We start from the raw sequence: 19,382 nt of genomic DNA, 5'->3' as shown, positions 1-19,382 counted from the left end.
GGCGAGCTGGAAATCCATGCCCAGCACATCACGGTAGAAGTCGACCGTCTCTTTCGCATCCTTGCAGCGATAGGCGACGTGGTGGACGCCCTGGAGGTTTGGAGCATCGGCCATCAGGCGTCCTCCTTCTCTCCGACATTCAGCGCCCCGCGCTTGATCTGGTCGCGTTCCATGCTTTCGAACAGGGCCTTGAAGTTGCCTTCGCCGAAGCCCTGCTTGTAGTCGCCGACGCGCTGGATGAACTCGAAGAAGACCGGCCCGATCTGCGTTTCCGCGAAGATCTGGAGCAAGAGGCGCGGTTCGCCGTCTTCGGTCGTGCCATCGAGCAGGATGCCGCGCTTTTTCAGCGCCTCGACATCGCGGCCATGGCCCGGCAGACGCTCGGCCAGCATGTCATAATAGGTGTCCGGCGGCGGCGTCATGAAGGGCACGCCCATCTCTTTGAGCTTGTCCCAGGAGGCGATAAGATCTTCTGAAATCAAGGCGATATGCTGGATACCTTCGCCATTATATTCGCGCAGGAATTCCTCGATCTGGCCCTTGCCGCCCTCGCCTTCCTCATTCAGCGGGATGCGGATCTTGCCGTCCGGCGCTGTGAGGGCTTGTGAGGTGAGGCCGGTATATTCGCCCTTGATGTCGAAATAGCGGATTTCGCGGAAATTAAACAGCGTCTCATAGAAGTCCGCCCAGTATTTCATGCGGCCATTATAGACATTGTGCGTCAGGTGATCGATCAGCTTGAAGCCGGCACCTTCGGGATATTTCTCAACGCCCGGCAGGTATTCGAAATCGATGTCATAGATCGACAGGCCTTCGCCGCCCTGATCATTGTAACGGTCGATGAGGTAGATCAGCGAATGGCCGATACCGCGCACCGCCGGGATGTTCAGCTCCATCGGGCCAGCCGGCACGTCGCACGGCTCTGCGCCCTGCGCGATCAGATGGTCATAGGCGGCCTTCGCGTCGCGGACCCGGAAGCCCATGCCGCAGGCGCTTGGCCCGTGCTCGCGCGAGAAGTAATAGGCCGGCGAGCCTTTTTCGTAATTGGTAATCAGATTAATGCCGCCCTGGCGCCAGAGCTCGACATTCTTGGAGCGGTGGCGGGCGACCTTGGTGAAGCCGATCGTCTCGAAAACCTTTTCGAGATGGCCCTTCTCGGGGGCGGAAAATTCGATGAATTCAAAGCCGTCGAGGCCAGCCGGATTTTCAAACAGGTCTGCCATGTGCTTTCCTCCAGTATATGACGAGTCAATAATAGTTGCATTTGCAACTAAATCAAGGTTTGGAGCGTAAATATCCAATGAGTGATGACACCCGAAGTTCCGGCAGCGGCGACGCGCAAACCCTGAAGCTCGACTGCTTCCTGCCCTACCGCCTGTCGGTCCTGTCGAATGCCGTCTCGCGCAAGATCGCCGAGATGTATGAGCGTGATTTCGAGATTTCGATCTGGCAGTGGCGGATCATCGCCGTGCTGGGCGAAAGCGACGGGCTGACGGCGACGCAGGTCGCCACTCAGACGCTGATGGACAAGCCGGCCGTCAGCCGCGCCACGGCCAGCCTGCTGGAGCGCGGGCTGATCTCACGCAAGTCCGACACCTCAGACCGGCGCAAGGCAGCGCTGCGGCTCACCAAGAAAGGCCGCACCATCTATGATGCGATCATCCCGCGGGCGCTGGCCTATGAGCGCGCGCTCCTCTCGGGGCTCAGCACCGAGGACGCAGAAACGCTTCACCGCTTGCTAACCCGCCTGTCGCATATTGCGTCCCCGGACCGCGACCTCTGGTCGGACTAACCAGGACAGGAGAGGGGACGAGCGATGAGTATGCAGGCGATGATGAGCGTCTATTTCGACAAGATCCGCGACCAGCGGCCGGAATACGAGACCGCTGTCACCATCTGGACGGATAATCTTTCGCCCGAGCTGGAACGGCTCGAGGCCGAGCGCAAGACTGTCATTTCGCGCGCCTATAAACGCACGGCCATGGCCGCGGGCGCCGTCATCTTCGTGCTGATCCTGATTTCGATCGCGACGCGCGGCGCTTTCATTTTCCCATTCGGCCTGTTTGCCGGCGCCCTGGCGATTGCGGTCGCCTCGGTCGCGCTCTGGGTCCCGGTCTTCGCCATGAAATCGCAGACCAAGCAGCTCGTCGTGAGCGCGGCCTGTGAGCCGTTTGGCTTCAGATATGACACGCTGCATCCGGATATGAGCGGAGTCTCGGACCTGCGCTCGCTCGGCACCTGGATCAAGAACAATTCCGGCGCCGGTATGAACAGCATGAAGGCGTTCAATTTTGCCGGCCAGGACAGCGAGTTTCCAACGCCCGCCTTCCCGCGCCTCAAGGAGGCCGGCCTGATGACGTCCTATGACAATTGCAAGTTCGAGGATTTGATCGAGGGCCGGCGCGCCGATGCCGATTTCACCCTCGTCGAATGCAAGCTCACAGAGCAGCAGGGCTCGGGCAAGAACCGGCGCACCGTGACCAAATTCCAGGGGCTCTTGCTGAATATTGAATATCCAGAACCCTTCCTCGGGCGAACCATTATCGCGCGCGACAAATGGTGGAAGCGCGGCAAGGGGTCTGGCGACCTGCAGCGTGTCGATCTTGTTTCGAAAGAGCTTGAAGACGCCTTTACCGTCCATTCGACAGACCAGGTCGAGGCGCGCACCCTGTTGACGCCAGACAGGATGGAACGCCTCCTCGCGCTGGAGCGCCACTTCAAGGGCGGCAAGCTGCGCGGCATCTTCGAGGATGGCCACATGACGCTCGCGCTGGAGGCCAAGGACCAGTTCGAGGCAGGCTCTGTTTTCAAGCCGCTCGTCGACCCTGAGCGCTTCATCACGACACTCACCGAGATCGGCCTCGTCTGCGACCTGATCGACGGCTTCCTGACCCGCGACTGGGCGAAGGACAAGCTTAGCGGCGCGTGATGCGCCCTTCGGGCGCCGCCGGACGGACGGGCACGGGCGCCGCCTCCATCAGCGAGCGGCGCGACGTGCGTGAGCGGCTGGCAATACCGGCGACGATAGCGAGCAGCGTAAACGCGCCAAGCGTCACGACGCCCAGTTCGATAATGCTCTGCCCGGCCGCGACCGGTGTCGTCAGATTATACACTTGCAGCCCGATCATCAGCCCGACCAGCAGCCATGGCGCAATTTGCCCGAAAGGCCGGGTCGGAACCGTGCTTCTCATATAGAGGGCAAAGCCGGCAAACAGCAGGCCGAATTCGATGACCTGTCCGATCAGTATATCTGGCGCAAGCGCGAAACCGAGGCCCGGCTCGCCATAGCCGATCGGCAGATCGGGCACCTGAACCAGCATGTCGAGCACGACATGCGAGACCACCGCCGCGGTAACAACCAGCGCCGCCATCATGCGTCCGCCCCCTTCGGTCAGCCCGGCATAAAGCAGCCCCGCCGCCAGCGCCCAGATCGAAACGGCGACCACACCGTGCGAGAATGGCATATAGTGGAAATCGACCGGCAAAACGGCGGCATCGCCGGCATTCACCATGACGAAGGCAAAGAACGCATAATCGATCAGCTGCACGGCTACGAACAGCAGTCCGAGCGGCACAGATGGGTTCAAGGCCCGCGCCGCGAATGCGGCCGAGTAGTGCCCGATAAACATGTCCCCTCACAAACTCTCAGCCATCCCCCCGGACAGCGCTCGACGATTTCATTACGTGTTTGTAACAATTACCATGAGCTGAACAGATACGCCACCCCGTTCTTGGCGAAACTGTATCAAATTAAACAGGATGGCGAAACACAGTGTTGAGCCTGTTTTGGTACAGGTTTCCTGAGCAAAGAACTTCAGGACGTCATGGATGGCCGATGGGCTTTCACATCTCGGCATAGCCGCCACCGCAGAAGACCCCGAATCCTTCGGGCCGGCCGACCCCTCGCCGCTGGCCAAAAGCGATTTGAGCGAAGGCGAAGTCCGCATCCACCAGACCAACCCTATCCTCAATCGCCCGGCGCTTCGCTTCGTGATGAAGACGGCCGATATCGCCGCCGCCTTCCTGATGACGTCGATCGCGCTCTACACCTCGTCGCTGCACTGGCTGGACTCTGCTGTTGGCGTTGTCCTTCCCTTTGCGCTGATCCCGGTCGTGATCAATCTCGGCCTGCGCAACACCGATACCTACCGCCTCGCCTATAGCCGCCCGGTCATCGATCACATGATCCGCACCGCGCTTGGCGCAGGCCTGCCGCTCACAGCGCTCGTTGTTCTGGTCGCCCTGTTCCATCATTTCGGCTTGTGGCGCACCGTGCTCGGCGCCGCCTATCTGAGCCTGGCTGCCGTGCTGGTCCTGCACGCCCACTTCATCGTCGCCTTCAAGGTGCTGACGCGCAATGGTGCCTTTTCAGAAAATGTCGTCCTCGTCGGCGCGACCCCGAATGCCCACCGCCTGCTGGAGCGCAATGACCAGACCCGCCAGCTGAATGTCGTTGCCGTCTTCGATGACCGACTGTCGCGCGCGCCCGAAACACTTCACAGCGTGCCGGTTCTCGGCCGCATCGACGATCTGCTGAACTGGGACAGGTTGCCCGATATCGACCGCGTCATCGTCACGGTGACGTCCGATGCCCGCACCCGCGTGCGCACGTTGGTCGACCGGCTCCGCGTCCTGCCGCAGCGCGTCGTCCTGCTGCTCGACCTTGAAGGCTTCGACCCGGAAACCGAAAGCCTTGCAGAGATTGCCCGCTCGCCGGCCGCCTATGTCTCCGGCTCGCCGAACGATCTTCGCCGAACGGTGATCAAACGCATCTCCGATGTCGTCTTCGCTTCACTCATGCTGATCGTGTTCAGCCCGCTGCTCGCCCTGACAGCGCTCGCCATCAAGCTCGAGAGCAAGGGCCCTGTCTTCTTCCGCCAGAAGCGCCACGGCTTTAACAATCAGATTATTCGCGTCTGGAAATTCCGCTCCATGCGCGATGACCCAGAGGCCGCTGAAATGATGGCCAGCCAGACGGTCCATCACGATCCGCGCGTCACCCGCGTCGGCAAGGTGATCCGCGCCATGTCGATCGACGAACTGCCACAGCTGCTCAACGTGCTGAGCGGCGAGATGTCGCTTGTCGGTCCGCGCCCGCACGCCGTCGGCATGACCGCCGAGGACGCCGAGGTGCAGAGCTTCGTGAGCGACTATGCGCACCGCCACCGTGTCAAACCCGGCATTACGGGCTGGGCGCAGATCAATGGTTCGCGTGGGCCGGTCCATACTGGCGAGGGCGTACGCGAACGCATCCGCCTCGACATGGAATACGTCAACCGCGCGTCGTTCTGGTTCGACATGTTCGTCATGCTCGCTACGGCGCCCTGCCTGCTGGGCGACTGGACACGGCAGCGTTAGGAGAGCCCGAACACCATGCCTGATACAGCCGGATTCCCACAGATGGACAGCCATGGCTTCCCGCTCGGCCAGACCGCCGAGGGCGAGACTGTGCTGTCGAACGGCGTCTCTGGCGAGGTGGCCATCAGCATCTGCGTGCCCTGTTTCCATGACAGCGCCGACGCCCTGATCGCGACCCTGTCGCGCATGGACCTTGCCGCCCGCGCCACCCTGCTGCTGTTCGATGACGGCTCAGGCAATCCTGCGCTTACCCGGCTGCTCGCGCGGCACATGATGCACTTTCCCGGTCCGGCCCGGCTTATCACCTCCCCGGACAATCTCGGCCGCGCCGGCGCACGCAACCGCCTGCTCGCGCTTGCCGAGACCGATTGGGTCCTCTTTCTCGACGCCGACATGCGCCCCGATGATGACCAGTTCCTGGTCCGCTATCTCGACGCCCTGCGCGCCGCAGACGGCCCGGCCCTGATCGCCGGCGGCTTCAGCCTGAAACACGTCAAACCGACCAAAGAGACAGAGCTTCACGCCGCCCAGGCGCTGAAATCCGAATGCCTGCCGGCAGATACCCGCGCCAAACAGCCCGGCCACCATGTGTTCACATCCAACATCCTCGTCCATGCCGACATATTGAAAGCGGTCGGCTTCGATGCGGGCTTTACCGGCTGGGGCTGGGAAGATGTCGACTGGGGCCTTCGCGTCGCCGCCGACTATCCGGTCCTCCATATCGACAATCCGGCGACCCATCTCGGCCTTGATGCAACGCCCGCCCTGATCGACAAGTTCGGCGGTTCGGCGGCCAATTTCGCCTATCTCGCAGAGCGCCATCCCGACGCGGTGAAACAGATGCCGCTCTGGCGCATGGCGCGCGGTTTCCGCCACCTGCCGGCCCGCCCGCTCTGGCGCGGCCTGACCAAAGCGATGGCAAAGACCGGCGCCCTGCCGCTCGGCCTGCGTCTCAATGCGCTGAAGACGTATCGCGCGCTCTGCTATGCGGAGGCGCTGAAATGACCGCTACTGCCCTGTCAGATTATGTGCCCGACCGCTCGCTTGGCGCCAAGATCCGCCGGCGCCTGACCCGCTGGCAGACCGCCAAGCCGCTTAGCGTCGCCCCGCGCGAGACCTATATCTGTTTCACCTTCGACGACTTTCCCAAGTCTGCCGCCGAGACCGGCGCAGAAATACTCGATGAGGTCGATGCAAAGGGCTGCTATTATGCCTGCACCGGCATGGCCGGCACCAATGGCACGATGGGCAAGCTGTTCGACGAACGCGACCTCACTGCCCTCACGGGTGCAGGCCACGAAATCGCCGCGCACACCCAGAGCCATCTCGATTGCGCGCGCGCTTCCACAGAAGACGTTCTCGCAGATATCGAGGCCAATCTCGCGCGTCTGAAAGAGATGGGTCACACCGCGCCGGTCACGCAATTTGCCTGGCCCTATGGCGAGACGCGCGCCGCGCTCAAACCCGCCCTCATCGACCGGTTCGCCGCCGTTCGCGGCATCCTGCCCGGCACGAACGGCAAGGGCGCAGACCTGATGCAGCTCTCGGCCTATGAGCTCGACCAGACCGAAGCGAGCGTCGAGCGCGCCGCCGCCGCCATTCAGGCCGCCGCCCTCAACCCCACCTGGCTGTTTGTCTTCACCCATGATGTCAGCGAAATTCCTAGCCCCTGGGGCACGACGCCCGCTCATCTGCGCCGCCTTGTCCGTCTGGCGCGCGATACGGGCGCAAAACTGGTCACGCCTTCACAAGCCGTTCAGGCGATTTATACTAAAGACGAAGCATGACCTCGTCCGACATAACCGTTGTCATCCCGACCTATAACCGGCCGGACAGCCTGCACAGGGCTGTTGAAAGCCTGTTCTGGCAGAGCGTGCGCCGGCAAGGGTTTGCTGTCCTGATCGCGGACAATTCCGCAGATGCCTCGGCGCGTCTGGTCTTCGATGCGCTGGCCGCGAAAGCCCCCGGCAGCGTGGACCTCTCCTATCTGCATGTGCCCGCCCCCGGCGTCGCCAATGCCCGCAATGGCGCCATGGACGCGGTCGAGACCCAGCTTGTCGCCTTCCTCGATGATGACCAGTCCGCGCCGATCCACTGGCTCGAAGAACTGTTGGCCGCCTATGAGGCTCATGGCGCGGCTGTCACTTTCGGCCCGATCGCCGTCGACCTGCCCGAAACTGTCGCCCGCCACCGCGCCTATTTCGAGAGTTTCTTCGGCCGCGTACCGCATCACCGCCCCGGCTTCATCGAAAAGCCCTATGGCTGCGGCAATTCCCTGCTCGACACCGCGCAGATCCCGGGCGCCAAACCCTGGTTCGATACGAAAATGAATGAAGTCGGCGGCGAGGACGACATTCTCTGGGCACGGCTCGAAAAGGCCGGCCGCAAATTTGCCTGGGCCCCCAAGGCCACCACATTCGAACACCCGCTGCCCCAGCGCGTGACGCTCTCCTATACGCTGCGCCGCGCGCTCTCCTATGGGCAGGGGCCCTGCACACTGGCGCGCCGGGCCGATCCGCCGCGCTATGGCAGCCTTCTCATGTGGATGGGCATTGGCGCGGGAAAGTTTGTGCTGCACGGCCTGTCATGGCTTGGCCTCTGGGCGGTTCGCAATCCGAACCGTGCCTTCGAACTCGACAAGGCAGTGCGCGGCCTCGGCAAGGTCCTGTTCTGGAAAGAGATGCGCTTTTATGGCCGCGCCACGGTCAGCCAGCGTATCCTGCCAAAAACAAGGCCTTCAACGGATGCGGAGGATGGGAGCGCGGCCAGCGCGTGCGGCAAGCCGCTCCCGGCCAATCAGTAGCGCCTCTTCGCGCCGGCGCGCCTCGTCCAGCCCGGTGTACTTCTTCACCGTCTGCGCGACCTTCGCGGCCACCGCCACATAGGTCACCCAGACAATCGCATTCTGCTGCAGTGCGATGCTTTCCGACACGCTGAACAGCAGGAATTGCAGCGCCACCCCGCAGGCAAAAACGCCCGGCCAGCTCGTCGTTGCCATCCAGACCGCGCGCGCCAGCATCAGGAGATAATTGAGAAACAACGCCACCAGTCCGACAAGGCCGAGGCTGAGCGCGGTTTCCAGCCAGCCATTATGCGCGGTCGGCACCAGCCACTCGGTCGCGAGCCGCACCTTGTAGGCCGGCTCGGACGCCAGCCCCCAGAAGGCGCCATAGCCATAGCCGAACCAGGGCCGATCATTGATCGCCCCGATCAGCGCGCCCCAGATATCGGTCCGCCCGGTCAGCGTCGCGTCCCGGCCAAGCAGCTCGAAGATCAGGCCGGGCTCGATCAGCAGAACCAGTATACCCGCCCCGGCAAGTGTGGCGCCGAGCCAGAGCGTAGAGATCGCCGTGACGACGCCGCGGCGCAGCCATCCGGCCAGCGCCAGAATACCAAAACCGAGCAGCATGCCGAGCAGCGCTGTCTTCGATGTCGAGAGCAGGACGAGCGCCGCGCAGAGCAATACGCCGCTGCCCCAGAGCCCGCGCAACCGGCTATCCATCAGGAACAGGAAGGCGCACAGGAAGGCCGCCCGCGCCATATGCCCGCCCATCGCATTCTTCTCCCACCAGAGCCCGCGCCACGCCCCGACATGGATCTCGTTCATCACCCCAAGGCTCGGCATCAGCAGGCCAGCCGCAAAGGTGACAAGCGCCAGGAACAGCCAGACCACGCCGAACAGGCGCAAAAGCGTCTTCCAGTCATAGCGCGCAGCAAGGTAGAGCCCGGCCAGCGTCGTCGCGACGATCGCGATGGAGCGGCGCTGCGTCACCTCCGGATCGATCGACCAGAGCGTGCTCGCCAAGGCGAGGCCAAGCAGAAAAATCAGAAAGGGCAGCCGGATCGCCGTGCTGAACAGCTGCGGCAGTTTCCACGCGCATCCGGCCGCGACGAGGCCATAAACCGGCAGCCATAAGAGCCGCAATATCGTGCTGTCGGGATTGGTCTCGCTGGCGAAAAAGCGCGGCAGCAAGCCTTCGGAAAACAGCACCAGACAGACGAAAACCGCCGCATATTCGGCCAGCAGCGCCAGGCTGAGGAGCGGCGCCCTATCCTGCGAGGCGGTCAGCGAACCGGGCATCGGCCCCCATCCTGTTCATCACGACGCCAATCACCCGCCCGCCATGCGCCTCGATCTCGCGGCGAAGCCCGATCAGCTCTTCGGCATCGGTCGAGTCTGCCTCGAGCACGATGACAACCCCGTCCATCTGGGACGCCATGGCAAGACCCGCCGGCGATCGCGAGAGCGCCGGGGCATCGACGATGACCCAGTCTGCCGCGCGCCGCACTGTCTTCCACCAGCCGGGCTGGGTGCGAAGCTGCACACGCTGGCCGCGCTTGAGTTCTTCATTGCGAAACCGCGAGACCAGAAGCCGCGTGCCCTTGATCTCATGCACGGTGAGCAGCTTGTTTTCAGCATTGGCAGAGCCCCGCTCGAGGCCTTTCGGCGTCAGGCTGTAAGGCGGGTCTGTCTTTAGCGACGCATCGAAAGCGCGCCCCGGCTCGCCCGCATCCCGCGCGAAGCCTGCCTCGAAGGCCGCAAACATCGCATTGCGGCGCAGATCGAGATCGATCAGCCAGGCCGATTTCTGGGATTTGCGCGCCGCCATCAGCGCAAAGGACGCCGCCACGCTGGACGTGCCCTCACCTTCGCGCGCAGACATGAACATCACACACCGCGCCCCCGAGGCGGCGGTCAGGCGCGAAGCTGCACGCCACAAGCGGTCAAGTCTGTCTCTCAGGTCTCTCATCAGGCCCAATATATCCTAGGACTTACCGGGCTATCATGATCCTGGTTAATGCTTTTCTTAACCAAGTGGCGCCGAGCGACCGGGAGGCTCAGCGCGCCTTCGAGGTGCCCCAGGCCGTTAGCTCTTTCAGATACCGGGAAAAAGCCTGTCCCTCTGAACGGTCGAGCTTTGCCGCATCAAAGACATGTCGCAGCTTCTGTTTCGGCGGTGAGGGCTGGAAATCGGCGTGCGCCGCCTCGATGAAGCGGGCATTCACCTCATCGAATAAGGCGGCCGCTTCGCGGTACTGATCCTCGGAAGGCCCGTAAAACCGGCCGGTCCAGTCATAGCCTGGTCTCAGCCCGGTGAGATACTGAAGCGCTTCGGCGAAATTGATGCGCCATGCCCTGAAGAGTTCACCGCACATCCGCAAGGCCTCCACCTCATGGGCCAGAGGCGAGACATTGGCCGATGAGTTTGTCACGGCCTGCAGGCTTTCAGGATCGCTCAGCCCGACTCTCCGCAAGAAGTTTCCCAGCAGATTTTTCTGGTCAAACTCAAGCAGGCTCGTCTTGCCGCTCGTTGTTATGAATTTCCGGTAGGACCGGTCGTAGAAATAGCGGTCTTCTACAATGGCGCTCGGCCAGTATGCGTCAAAATCCCTGAACAGCTGAAAGGTTTTGACGCGCTGTGTGTAGGCAGAATTGATGATGTCGAGCTGATGGCGCCAGACCATGATTGTTTCGACATCGAAGCCGCGCCCGACAAGGTCGGCGACCTTCTCATGATAGGCATTCGGATAGGAACAAAGCGCTTCGGAACTGATCAGCGCAACGTCCTTGCCCTCTACCTCCTCGATCAGTTCCTCCCAGCCGAGCAAGTCGGCCCGGTAGGGCTGGTCGTTGGAGATCTGCCAGGCCAGATTGTGGTGGGCGTCCTTTGCCCGGGTCATGCCCGCTTCCGGCACGTAGATGCCGTTGTCTCGCAGATAGGTCCGATTGGAAAATATCGCAGACTGAATGGCCGTTGACCCCGTCTTGTGAGGGCCGATGTGGATGAAGAGTTTCGTCATCGCAGGTCTCTCACGCCTCGCTCAACCTGCCGCGCTCAGACATAGCGTCCCCCATCAATCCGCGAAATGTTCGCGAATTTTGAAAGATCGCCCCTGATCCACATATCGGCATTGGCCCGATCAGCCATGAAGTTGGCTGTCGAGTTCTGCTTCACGCCAAACAGGGCATTGGTCATGTTGCCGAGATAAAAGGCGCGGCAGCCATGTTTCTGGCTAACATAGCGTGACACCGGCAAGCCATAGCATCCGCAAGAGGCAACGAAGATATCAAAGGGCTGGGCTTCAAATTCGGCATCAATACTTTTGCACAAGGCCTCGAAGCTTTCCCCCCACCCGCCGCCCGGGCGGTTCGGCCAGGTCGAGACCGGCGCCTCAATCGCCTTCAACGCGAATTCCGGCATCTCGTAATCCTTGTAGAGCCGCCACAGATTGCCTGACTGGACCTGCTCATTCACGAAGCGGGCGAGCGGCGAGACGAACAGCACGTTCTGTCCGGCAAGCCACTCATAGAATTCGAACGGACCGGGATAGGTGCAATAGTCGAACGTCTGGCCGTCCTGCGTCCACAGATGATGCTGGATCGAGAAGCAGAATGGGAAATGCACCGGATTAGCCACCAGCGTGTCGGACACCAGCGCTTCCAGGTATCGCTCGCACCATTCTGCAAGATCTTTCTTCGCCTGTTCAATGTCCTCGCTGAGATAGAAGCCAGCATTTGTCATCAGGCGCCTCAGACACCAGTTCGGGTCATCGGCAGACAGGTGTGAGGAAAAGGCGGCCTCCTTATACATCGACGCTTCGTCCGTCTGACCTGCTATCTTTTCCAGCGCACTGAACAGCTCGTCGCGCCGAATGAGGTAATTCTCGATAACCCTCAATTCGACATTCCCATACCGCAAGACATTCCCATCGCGCACCTTGCGGAACGGGGTGATGTGAGGCGTCGCAAGCCAGTCCTTGCGCTCGTGATCCTTTGTGGCGCCAACATATTGCGCCATGGCGATCTTGAGCTGCTCACATGTTTCCAGAGAAACACGGCCTTGTTTCAGCTGCTCGACAAACCCGCGCTCGACTTCGGAAAATCCGCGATTGAAGACCGTTTTGCCGCCTGTCGCCTCTGGCGATCCTGCCAGCGCGTCGACGGTTGAGTGAATCCGCCGCCAGTCAACGCCGTCCTGCCCCAGGAAGGCTGCAAGATTAAGCAAGGTGACGCCCTTGCCGGACGGGACGTAATCGCTGGCCTCGTCAGGCAGGAATACGACTTGCACCTCCTGCTGAGACGTCGATTTTTCTGCCACTAAAGCCTCCGGACTCCGCAATTTCATCCATGATTGTCGACACCAAGCATGAAGCGCGCCACACAGGTTGGCGGCGGATGGCCGCTAGACCTGCCTGCAACTCATCCTAGGCTTTCCCCACCACCCCGAGCACAGGCAGCCCGGTCGTTCGCTCGACCGAGCGCGCGGTTGGAAAGCCGCCGCGGGTGAGCGCCCATAGCAGGCCAACCATGAAGGCGGTGAAGGCTGCAAACAGGAGGGCGAGCGCCGCGACGGGCGTCTTGAGGCTCGAGCCCTTCACGGGCACACGCGCCGGCTCCAGCACGCGGACGCTGTCGGCGCTTTCATTGGAGATTTCAGCCAGTGCGTTCTCCTCGATCTCGCGCACCGAGAAATTCTCGACATTGGCTTCCATCAGCGCCTTGCGCCGCTGCAGCTCCTGCCATTGCGGCGTCAGATCATTGAGCCGCTGCAGGCGTGTTTCGATGCGGGTCAGCTGGCGGTCCAGTTCGGACTGTTGCAGCGCGAGCGACTGGGATTCGGCTTCGAGATTGGCGGCCGCCTGCTCGATCTGCTGATAGACCGGGTTCGGGCCGCGCCGCGTCGTGCCGGAGAGGCCATCGCGCGAATTGAGATAGGTCTCGATCTGGTCGATCCGCGTGTCGATCGCCTGCACGGCGCGCGAATCCGGCGTGTAGCGCGAGAGCAGTTCCTCGCGCTCGATCTTCAGCTCCATCAGGCGCTGGGCCGAGCTGTCCTCGACATAGAGGTCCTGCTCCGGCGCCATGGTGGCAAGCTGTTGGTTGTAGATATCGAGCTGGCCTTCAACGGCGCTGGCGCGTGAGCGATTGGTCAGAAGCTCGCCCGATATGGTCGCGTAAAGCTGCTGCGCGGTGACCCGTTCGCTTTCGAAATCGCCAATATTGTTCGCCCGCAGGAAAGCCCGGATCTCGTCTTCGACATCGAGCAGCTGGCCTTCGAATTTCTTGCGCTGGTCGCGCAGACTGTCAGAGCCGCCAGCGGCAAACACATCGGCGCGATAGTCGAGATAGGCGCCGATCATGGCGTTCAGAAGCTCGGCAGAGACGGCCGGATCCTCATGGGTCAGCGATGTCGAGATGACAGGCGTCTTTGGCGCCGTGCCGGCCTCGAATTTCTTCATCAGTGCGCTGATGGCTTTCTGGAACGTCTCCTCGGCGATGGCCTCATGCTGGGCGTCCGGCGCGTGCGACATCTCCTTGTCCATCGCCTCGGCCATGTCCGGGAATATGCGGTTCAGCGGGAAGCGCGACAGGGCGCGTTCTGCCACGACAGGGCTTTGCAGCACTTCCAGTTCAGCCAGCAGGAGCTGCTCTGTCTCAGGCGCCAGCGTTGGGCTGTCTGTCCCGACGCGCGGGCGGTAGACGCTTTCATCGCCGAGCCGCACATATAGCCGCGAGCGCGCCTCATATTCGGTCGGCATCTGGAAGGCGGCATAAAGCCCGGCCAGGAAGATCGGCAGGAAGACGAGCAGCATGATCCATTTGGCCCGCCACAATTGCAGCGCGACCTCGACCGGCCCGATCCGCGGACGATGGCGGGCGGGCGTCTGATCGGTGCGGGCAGTTGATCCTGCCCCCCAGTCTTCCCTCTCCGTCATTCCACTTCCGATTCACGCATTGCCTGGTTAAGCCTATCACTGCCCCAGTGCGCTTGATAATTCCTTAAGCATTAACGAAGAGCCTTGGCGTCTACTGCAGCAAATATCGACCGAGTCGCGATGATCCGAGTGTCCCTCATTCCACTGGCGCTGATTCTCGGCGCCTGCCAGACCGTGGAACCGGCACCCTCGCCGCAATTCCCGGTCATGGACTGGCGTCATGAGGATGGCCGCGACTATTCCTATCTGATGGCGCCGGGCGACACGCTGTCCGTGATCTTTCACACAGCGCCCGAGCTTAACCGCGAAACGGTGGTGGCGCCCGATGGCTCGATCAGCCTGCCTTATATAGGCGCCGTCCAGGTCTCTGCCCGCTCGGCTGGCGAGATCCGCGCTGCGCTGATGCAGGCCTATGCGAGCGAGCTGAAAGACCCCGATATCGACGTTATCCCGACCGGCTTTGAGAGCCAGCGCATCTTTGTCGGCGGGGAGGTCAACGCCCCGGGCATGATGGACCTTCCGGGCCAGATCGATCCGCTCCAGGCGATCATCATGGCGGGCGGCTTTAATGACCGCGCCAAGCCGTCCAATGTCGCGCTGATGCGGCGCATGCCGGGCGGCCAGGTGATGACCGCCGTGATCGATGTGAATTCAGGCCTGAATGATCCGGCGCTCGCTGACTGGACGCCGCTTCGCCGCTTCGATGTCGTCTATGTGCCGCGCTCGAAAATCGCCGCCGAAAACCTCTTCGTCCAGCAATGGATCCGCGCCGCCCTGCCCGTCGACTTCTCGTTCTACTATGATGTCTCAGGGGCGCTGAGGGATTAGGCTAAACCCTAGTTGGCCAGCTTCAGCCAGTCGCGGGCGCTTTTCAGGGCAGCCTTGATTTCCTCAGAGGACAGAAGATCAGCCATCTGCGAGCGGTATTCCTTGGCCGCTTCGGAGCCCTTGAGAACCGCCAGGTTGAACCATTTGTGCGCGGCGACCATGTCGCTGTCGACACCAAGACCTTCAGAGTAGGCCAGGCCAACACGGCACAGATCGTCGCCGCTTGCATCTTTTGTGAGGCCCGTCTCCGGTGCCACATCCATCGCCATATCAGAGTAAGGCATATCTTCGTTTCCTTTCACCCGCCCGGCTGGCTTTTGCGCCTTGTTGCCGGGCCATTATTTCCATCACGTCACGCCTCGGTGACTGAGGATGAGGGTGCCGTCAGACATTTGCCGTATGGTTAACAGGACAAGCCGAAAACCCTCTGTGTGTTAACAATCTGCCTACGGATATTAACGAAGCTCGCCTGATCGGCGAAATTCGCGGTAAAATTGGACTCTTCGGCCCAACCAATTGAAGCGACCGTGCGGACCGCTTACCTCAATTGGATGGCGCTCTCGCTCATCAGAAAAGGAACACCCCATGATCCCAGCCCTCCTCCTGCTTCTCGTTTACGGCGCGATTGTCGGTACATTCGTGCTCGCCATGTGGCAGATCTGGGCCAAGGCGGGCTTTAATGGCGCCTGGTCTCTGCTCATGTTCGTGCCGATCCTGAATATCGCCTCCTTCTTCTACCTCGCCTTCGCCCAATGGCCGGTCCACCGCATGCTCGGCGGGCCGGATGAATTCAACTAGGCGAGAAGCCCCGCCGCAAATGCCGCAGCATCGTCTGACCGCGCGGGCTTGGGAAAGCGCTAAAGCGCGCGTATATTCGCGCCCGTCATGACAGATCTTTTCGAACCGATCCCCTTCGCCCTCTGGAAAGAGGACAAGGCCGCCTTCGCCGACAAGCTCGGCCGCTCCTTCCGCGAAACCGGCTTTGCCGTGATCACCGGCCACCCGGTCGACCAGGCCGTGATCGCCCGCGCCAATGAGGCGGCGAAAGACTTCTTCAAACTGCCAGAGGACGCGAAGGAGCAATACCACGACGCCGCCGGCGGTCGTCAGCGCGGCTACACCCCCTTCGGCACGGAAAACGCCAAGGGCCAGACCGCCGCCGACCTCAAGGAATTCTGGCACACCGGCCGCGACCTTCCCGAAGGCTCGAAATACCGCGCCACGATGAAGGACACGCCCGCCGTCGACGAAGTGCCGGAGTTCGACACCGCCACGCGCGCCTTCTTCAATGAGCTCGACGAGTTTGGCCGCACCCTGCTGCGCGCCGTCGCCTTGCACCTCGGCCTCCCGGAAGACTGGTTCGACGACAAGGTCGAGCAAGGCAATTCCATCCTCCGCCTGCTCCATTATCCGCCGCAGAAAAACCCGCCGCCAGCCGGCACGGTCCGCGCGGCCGCGCATGAAGACATCAATGTCATCACCCTCCTGCTCGGCGCCGAGGAGGCCGGGCTGGAAGTCAAACACAGCTCCGGCAAATGGCTCAGCGTAAACCCGCCGCCCGACGCGCTCGTCATAAATTGCGGCGACATGCTGCAGCGCCTGACCGGCGGCGTCCTGCCCTCGACCACCCACCGCGTCGTGAACCCAGAGCCGGAACGCGCCAAATTTCCGCGCTATTCGACGCCCTTCTTCCTGCACTTCAATCAGGACTTCCTGATCGAGCAGCTGCCGCAGTGTCTCGAAGAAGGCGGCGAAGCCCAGCCGCCGATCACCGCGCAGGACTATCTGATGGAACGGTTGCGGGAGATTGGGCTGGTGAAAGCTTGAAACATCGCCGGCCCGCGCGGCGCTGGCGACGCGCCAACGTCGCGGCCGCCTTTCTGGGCATTGCCGGAGGCTGTCTCCTTGCAATGCTGTCGACAGGCTCCGCCACCGCCCATGCGCAGACCGGCGATATCAATTTCGACCAGATCGAGGGCGGCGAACCGCAAGACAGGGGTTAATGAGAACGCGATGAGAGCCGTAGTCACAACCAGACGCGCCATAGCCGCTTGTGCTCTTCCCGTGATCGTCTGCTGTCTTTGGCTGGCCTTCGAGTTTCAGTTCATGTGGTACCGTTCTGGCCCGGAACTGTTGCAGCTGCGGATTTGGGTCGCCGTAATTCTAGGCCTTGCCGCAGCGCTTTGGGTTATCCGCCTGCCACTCGTGCTCTGGCTCGGCCCACCCTTGCTCTACCTCGCCGCAGGCTTCTCGGTCGGCGACCCCGGTTTGACCAATCCGTTGCTCTTTGTCGTTTTCAGTCTGACGTGCGCCGCATGTTGGTTCAGTCAGCAAATGTTGGGCGAGAAGCGTGGCTTTTGGCGTTGGTGAGCGAGCCAGACCGTTTCTTCTCAGACCCGGCCCTCGCTCGTCTCTATGACGCGATTTGCGAGACGGCAGGTCGAGAGGATTATGACTTCTATCTGCCGCACATATTAGCCGCCGAAGACGTGCTCGACATCGGATGCGGCACCGGCACGCTGCTAGAGGAAGCCCGCGCTGCTGGCCATAAAGGCCGCCTCACCGGCATCGACCCGGCGCAAGGCATGATGGAGATCGCGCGCCAGAAGGCCGGTATCGATTGGGTCTGCGCCTACCTCGAAACCCAGAACTGGGACAACGAGTTCGACCTCGCGGTGATGACGGGCCACGCCTTTCAGGTGCTGATCGGGGACCAGCAGATCGCGAGCTTTCTCGCCGCCGTCCACCGCGCTCTGAAACCCGGTGGCCGCTTCGCCTTCGAGACCCGCAACCCCGGAGCCCGCGCCTGGGACAACTGGACGGGCAACAAGGCCAAGCAAATCACCGTGGACGCCATACCGTACATCGACTGCCGCGAGATCATCCGCCCCTTCGACGGCCAGACCGTCACCTTCACCCACACTTTCACATCGCCGGCCTGGCCCGCGCCGAAAGTCAGCATCAGCACGCTGCGCTTTCTCTCCGTGGAAGCGCTCAATGCCGCGCTTAGCGGCGCCGGCTTTGCCGTCCACGCTCAATATGGCGAATGGGACGGCACGCCTGTCACCGAAACCAGCCCGGAAATCATCGTGATTGCGGAGCGGCGCTGACGCAAAGGGGGGAATGCCCCCGTGCCGTCCGCGCGCCCGTTCAACCAGCCGCATCTGGAATGAGATTGTCCTCGGCCGAACAGGACAGGCGCCAGACCAGCCCCGTGGGCGCAAACTCAACGTCGACATCGCCGCCCAGACTTCTCTGAACGAGTGTGGTCGTAACGATCGAACCGAAGCCGCGCTTCTGCGGTTCCTCTGCCGGCGGCCCCCCAGTCTCGCGCCAGGACATGCGCAAGCGGGGGTCTGCCGCTGGCCGGTCATCTGTCGACCAGCTTATCTCAATTCGTCCGCCTGCGGATGAAAGAGCGCCGTATTTGACAGCATTGGTCGCAAGCTCGTGAAGCGCCATGCCGAGGACCTGCGCCTTGTCCGGCTTCAGCGCCAGCGCCGGGCCCGATACCGTGATCCGGTCGCCGATGAGATCCGACAGATGCGCCAGCTGTGAGTGAACCAGTTTCGCGAGCGGAACATTCAGCCCGGACCGTCCGACGAGAACATCCTGCGCAGACGACAGGGCGGCGAGCCTCGCGCCAAAACGGTCGAGGAAATCATGGCTGTCGCTGGCAACGGTCTGTCTGGCGATCGCCTGGACGAGCGTCAGCAAATTCTTGGCGCGATGATTGAGTTCGTGCGTGAGGAAGCGGGCCTGCTCTTCGTGCCGTTTGCGCTCCGAAACGTCGTTGAACAGGATCGCAACGCGGCAATCTTCTGGCCGGTCAATTGGAAACGCATAGACATCGAACCATCGCCCGAGCATGTCGGAATCCTGCTCGAACCGCTTCGGCGTTCGTGTTTTCGCCACCGCGCCATAGACTTCGTACCAATGCTCCTCCAGGTCGGGCGCAGCATCCCGCAACCATTGGCCGAGGATTTCCCGGGGAAAGCCGGTGCGCTCGTAGAATGCGGCATTGGCCTCGACGACGCGGTAATCAATGTCGTGGTCAGGCCGATCAAACCGGAGCTCGACGATACAGAACCCCTCATCGATGGCTTCGAACAGGGTCCGGTAGCGGCTGTCAGACCGGTCTTCGCCGGCGTGTTCCGGCGTGTCCTGCGCGATCTCGTCTGTCACATCGATCTGGATGCCATGCACGGCCGTCGCCATACCCGCCGCATCGCGTTCAATCGTGCCGCGGTCGATGATCGTGCGGACCGACCCATCCGGGCGCACGATGCGGAACATGCAGCTGAAACTTTCGCTTCCGGACGGACCAACCGTGGACAGTTCGGCTTTTACGCGCGCCACATCGTCCGGGTGCACCAACTGGAACCAGGCCTGCCGATCTTCTGGCGGCATCTTCAGGCCGTACAGGGCCAGAACTGGCGGCGACCAGTCCAACCGATCGCTCTTGGGCGACCAAGTAT

At 62.0% G+C, this 19,382-nt stretch carries 20 protein-coding genes; 10 read left to right on the top strand and 10 right to left on the bottom strand.

The window, feature by feature from the left end; translation table 11 throughout:
* Both WA989_RS16390 and hppD read right to left on the bottom strand, forming a co-directional pair.
* Window positions 1–114: VOC family protein (locus tag WA989_RS16390; protein WP_424341552.1), on the bottom strand; the 114-nt coding region annotated here is incomplete at its 3' end.
* Window positions 114–1,223: a 4-hydroxyphenylpyruvate dioxygenase gene (gene hppD, locus WA989_RS16385; protein WP_424341550.1), complete on the bottom strand. Its 1,110-nt coding sequence runs from the start codon at window positions 1,221–1,223 to the stop codon at window positions 114–116. The genes WA989_RS16390 and hppD, both read right to left, overlap by 1 nt.
* Window positions 1,224–1,300: 77 nt before the next feature.
* On the opposite strand from hppD, the gene WA989_RS16380 reads away from it, so the two are divergent.
* Both WA989_RS16380 and WA989_RS16375 read left to right on the top strand, forming a co-directional pair.
* Window positions 1,301–1,792 (top strand): MarR family winged helix-turn-helix transcriptional regulator, encoded by a 492-nt coding sequence (locus WA989_RS16380; protein ID WP_424341549.1) that lies wholly within the window; start codon window positions 1,301–1,303, stop codon window positions 1,790–1,792.
* Between the two features lie 24 nt (window positions 1,793–1,816).
* Window positions 1,817–2,929, top strand: a complete 1,113-nt coding sequence (locus tag WA989_RS16375) for a DUF3137 domain-containing protein (RefSeq protein ID WP_424341548.1) — start codon at window positions 1,817–1,819, stop codon at window positions 2,927–2,929.
* On the opposite strand, the gene WA989_RS16370 is transcribed toward WA989_RS16375, so the two are convergent.
* The gene (locus WA989_RS16370; RefSeq protein ID WP_424341547.1) at window positions 2,916–3,629 is read right to left on the bottom strand and encodes a hypothetical protein; all 714 of its coding nucleotides are present in this window, start codon (window positions 3,627–3,629) and stop codon (window positions 2,916–2,918) included. The genes WA989_RS16375 and WA989_RS16370 overlap by 14 nt on opposite strands.
* Before the next feature lie 199 nt (window positions 3,630–3,828).
* Between WA989_RS16370 and WA989_RS16365 the strand changes: the two genes are divergently transcribed.
* The 4 genes from WA989_RS16365 to WA989_RS16350 are packed head-to-tail and all read left to right on the top strand — an operon-like array spanning window position 3,829 to window position 8,161.
* Window positions 3,829–5,358 carry an exopolysaccharide biosynthesis polyprenyl glycosylphosphotransferase gene (locus tag WA989_RS16365; protein ID WP_424341546.1) on the top strand — a complete coding sequence of 510 codons (1,530 nt, stop codon included), beginning with the start codon at window positions 3,829–3,831 and terminating at the stop codon, window positions 5,356–5,358.
* Window positions 5,359–5,373: 15 nt separating this feature from the next.
* The gene (locus WA989_RS16360) at window positions 5,374–6,363 is read left to right on the top strand and encodes a glycosyltransferase family 2 protein (RefSeq protein ID WP_424341545.1); all 990 of its coding nucleotides are present in this window, start codon (window positions 5,374–5,376) and stop codon (window positions 6,361–6,363) included.
* The gene (locus WA989_RS16355) at window positions 6,360–7,145 is read left to right on the top strand and encodes a polysaccharide deacetylase family protein (RefSeq protein WP_424341544.1); all 786 of its coding nucleotides are present in this window, start codon (window positions 6,360–6,362) and stop codon (window positions 7,143–7,145) included. Before WA989_RS16360 ends, WA989_RS16355 begins: the two co-directional genes overlap by 4 nt.
* Window positions 7,142–8,161 (top strand): glycosyltransferase family 2 protein, encoded by a 1,020-nt coding sequence (locus tag WA989_RS16350; RefSeq protein WP_424341543.1) that lies wholly within the window; start codon window positions 7,142–7,144, stop codon window positions 8,159–8,161. The genes WA989_RS16355 and WA989_RS16350 overlap by 4 nt, the downstream gene beginning before the upstream one ends.
* On the opposite strand, the gene WA989_RS16345 is transcribed toward WA989_RS16350, so the two are convergent.
* From WA989_RS16345 to WA989_RS16325, 5 genes are all read right to left on the bottom strand, one after another.
* Window positions 8,096–9,439 carry an O-antigen ligase family protein gene (locus WA989_RS16345; RefSeq protein ID WP_424341542.1) on the bottom strand — a complete coding sequence of 448 codons (1,344 nt, stop codon included), beginning with the start codon at window positions 9,437–9,439 and terminating at the stop codon, window positions 8,096–8,098. The two genes, WA989_RS16350 and WA989_RS16345, sit on opposite strands and share 66 nt — an antisense overlap.
* Window positions 9,408–10,028: a hypothetical protein gene (locus tag WA989_RS16340; RefSeq protein WP_424341551.1), complete on the bottom strand. Its 621-nt coding sequence runs from the start codon at window positions 10,026–10,028 to the stop codon at window positions 9,408–9,410. The genes WA989_RS16345 and WA989_RS16340 overlap by 32 nt, the downstream gene beginning before the upstream one ends.
* Window positions 10,029–10,197: 169 nt before the next feature.
* On the bottom strand, window positions 10,198–11,160 hold the full coding sequence (locus WA989_RS16335; RefSeq protein ID WP_424341541.1) for a hypothetical protein: 963 nt from the start codon (window positions 11,158–11,160) through the stop codon (window positions 10,198–10,200).
* A 35-nt stretch (window positions 11,161–11,195) separates the two neighbouring features.
* Window positions 11,196–12,458, bottom strand: a complete 1,263-nt coding sequence (locus WA989_RS16330) for a hypothetical protein (RefSeq protein WP_424341540.1) — start codon at window positions 12,456–12,458, stop codon at window positions 11,196–11,198.
* A gap of 106 nt (window positions 12,459–12,564) precedes the next feature.
* Complete coding sequence (locus tag WA989_RS16325; RefSeq protein WP_424341539.1) at window positions 12,565–14,076, bottom strand: GumC family protein; 1,512 nt, start codon at window positions 14,074–14,076, stop codon at window positions 12,565–12,567.
* 120 nt (window positions 14,077–14,196) lie between these two features.
* Between WA989_RS16325 and WA989_RS16320 the strand changes: the two genes are divergently transcribed.
* Window positions 14,197–14,904, top strand: coding sequence for a polysaccharide biosynthesis/export family protein (locus WA989_RS16320; protein ID WP_424341538.1), 708 nt, complete (start codon window positions 14,197–14,199; stop codon window positions 14,902–14,904).
* 8 nt (window positions 14,905–14,912) lie between these two features.
* Here WA989_RS16320 and WA989_RS16315 read toward each other — a convergent pair whose 3' ends face one another.
* A complete protein-coding gene (locus WA989_RS16315; protein ID WP_424341537.1) occupies window positions 14,913–15,188 on the bottom strand; it encodes a hypothetical protein in 276 nt (91 codons plus the stop codon).
* A gap of 301 nt (window positions 15,189–15,489) precedes the next feature.
* Here WA989_RS16315 and WA989_RS16310 point away from each other — a divergent pair, with 301 nt between their 5' ends.
* The 3 genes from WA989_RS16310 to WA989_RS16300 all read left to right on the top strand — a co-directional run bounded on the left by WA989_RS16310 (window position 15,490) and on the right by WA989_RS16300 (window position 18,014).
* Window positions 15,490–15,702, top strand: coding sequence for a hypothetical protein (locus tag WA989_RS16310; protein ID WP_424341536.1), 213 nt, complete (start codon window positions 15,490–15,492; stop codon window positions 15,700–15,702).
* Between the two features lie 87 nt (window positions 15,703–15,789).
* Window positions 15,790–16,731, top strand: a complete 942-nt coding sequence (locus WA989_RS16305) for an isopenicillin N synthase family dioxygenase (protein ID WP_424341535.1) — start codon at window positions 15,790–15,792, stop codon at window positions 16,729–16,731.
* A 539-nt stretch (window positions 16,732–17,270) separates the two neighbouring features.
* Window positions 17,271–18,014: a class I SAM-dependent methyltransferase gene (locus WA989_RS16300; RefSeq protein WP_424341534.1), complete on the top strand. Its 744-nt coding sequence runs from the start codon at window positions 17,271–17,273 to the stop codon at window positions 18,012–18,014.
* Window positions 18,015–18,054: 40 nt separating this feature from the next.
* On the opposite strand, the gene WA989_RS16295 is transcribed toward WA989_RS16300, so the two are convergent.
* A partial coding sequence (locus WA989_RS16295) for an HWE histidine kinase domain-containing protein (RefSeq protein WP_424341533.1) occupies window positions 18,055–19,382 on the bottom strand: 1,328 nt, incomplete at its 5' end.

The organism is Henriciella sp. (assembly GCF_049649345.1).
GTDB lineage: Bacteria > Pseudomonadota > Alphaproteobacteria > Caulobacterales > Hyphomonadaceae > Henriciella.
The sequence above is the reverse complement of the archived record's forward strand: the minus strand, read 5'-3'. Positions and strand labels throughout refer to the sequence as shown.

Bases quoted from the DNA above. Each gene is read 5' to 3' on its own strand.
- WA989_RS16305 (WP_424341535.1), top strand. From the start codon at position 15,790: ATGACAGATCTTTTCGAACCGATCCCCTTCGCCCTCTGGAAAGAGGAC.
- WA989_RS16320 (WP_424341538.1), top strand. From the start codon at position 14,197: ATGATCCGAGTGTCCCTCATTCCACTGGCGCTGATTCTCGGCGCCTGC.
- hppD (WP_424341550.1), bottom strand. From the start codon at position 1,223: ATGGCAGACCTGTTTGAAAATCCGGCTGGCCTCGACGGCTTTGAATTC.
- WA989_RS16340 (WP_424341551.1), bottom strand. From the start codon at position 10,028: ATGTTCATGTCTGCGCGCGAAGGTGAGGGCACGTCCAGCGTGGCGGCG.
- WA989_RS16370 (WP_424341547.1), bottom strand. From the start codon at position 3,629: ATGTTTATCGGGCACTACTCGGCCGCATTCGCGGCGCGGGCCTTGAAC.
- WA989_RS16310 (WP_424341536.1), top strand. From the start codon at position 15,490: ATGATCCCAGCCCTCCTCCTGCTTCTCGTTTACGGCGCGATTGTCGGT.
- WA989_RS16360 (WP_424341545.1), top strand. From the start codon at position 5,374: ATGCCTGATACAGCCGGATTCCCACAGATGGACAGCCATGGCTTCCCG.
- WA989_RS16350 (WP_424341543.1), top strand. From the start codon at position 7,142: ATGACCTCGTCCGACATAACCGTTGTCATCCCGACCTATAACCGGCCG.
- WA989_RS16380 (WP_424341549.1), top strand. From the start codon at position 1,301: ATGAGTGATGACACCCGAAGTTCCGGCAGCGGCGACGCGCAAACCCTG.
- WA989_RS16345 (WP_424341542.1), bottom strand. From the start codon at position 9,439: ATGCCCGGTTCGCTGACCGCCTCGCAGGATAGGGCGCCGCTCCTCAGC.
- WA989_RS16355 (WP_424341544.1), top strand. From the start codon at position 6,360: ATGACCGCTACTGCCCTGTCAGATTATGTGCCCGACCGCTCGCTTGGC.
- WA989_RS16325 (WP_424341539.1), bottom strand. From the start codon at position 14,076: ATGACGGAGAGGGAAGACTGGGGGGCAGGATCAACTGCCCGCACCGAT.
- WA989_RS16315 (WP_424341537.1), bottom strand. From the start codon at position 15,188: ATGCCTTACTCTGATATGGCGATGGATGTGGCACCGGAGACGGGCCTC.
- WA989_RS16365 (WP_424341546.1), top strand. From the start codon at position 3,829: ATGGCCGATGGGCTTTCACATCTCGGCATAGCCGCCACCGCAGAAGAC.
- WA989_RS16375 (WP_424341548.1), top strand. From the start codon at position 1,817: ATGAGTATGCAGGCGATGATGAGCGTCTATTTCGACAAGATCCGCGAC.
- WA989_RS16335 (WP_424341541.1), bottom strand. From the start codon at position 11,160: ATGACGAAACTCTTCATCCACATCGGCCCTCACAAGACGGGGTCAACG.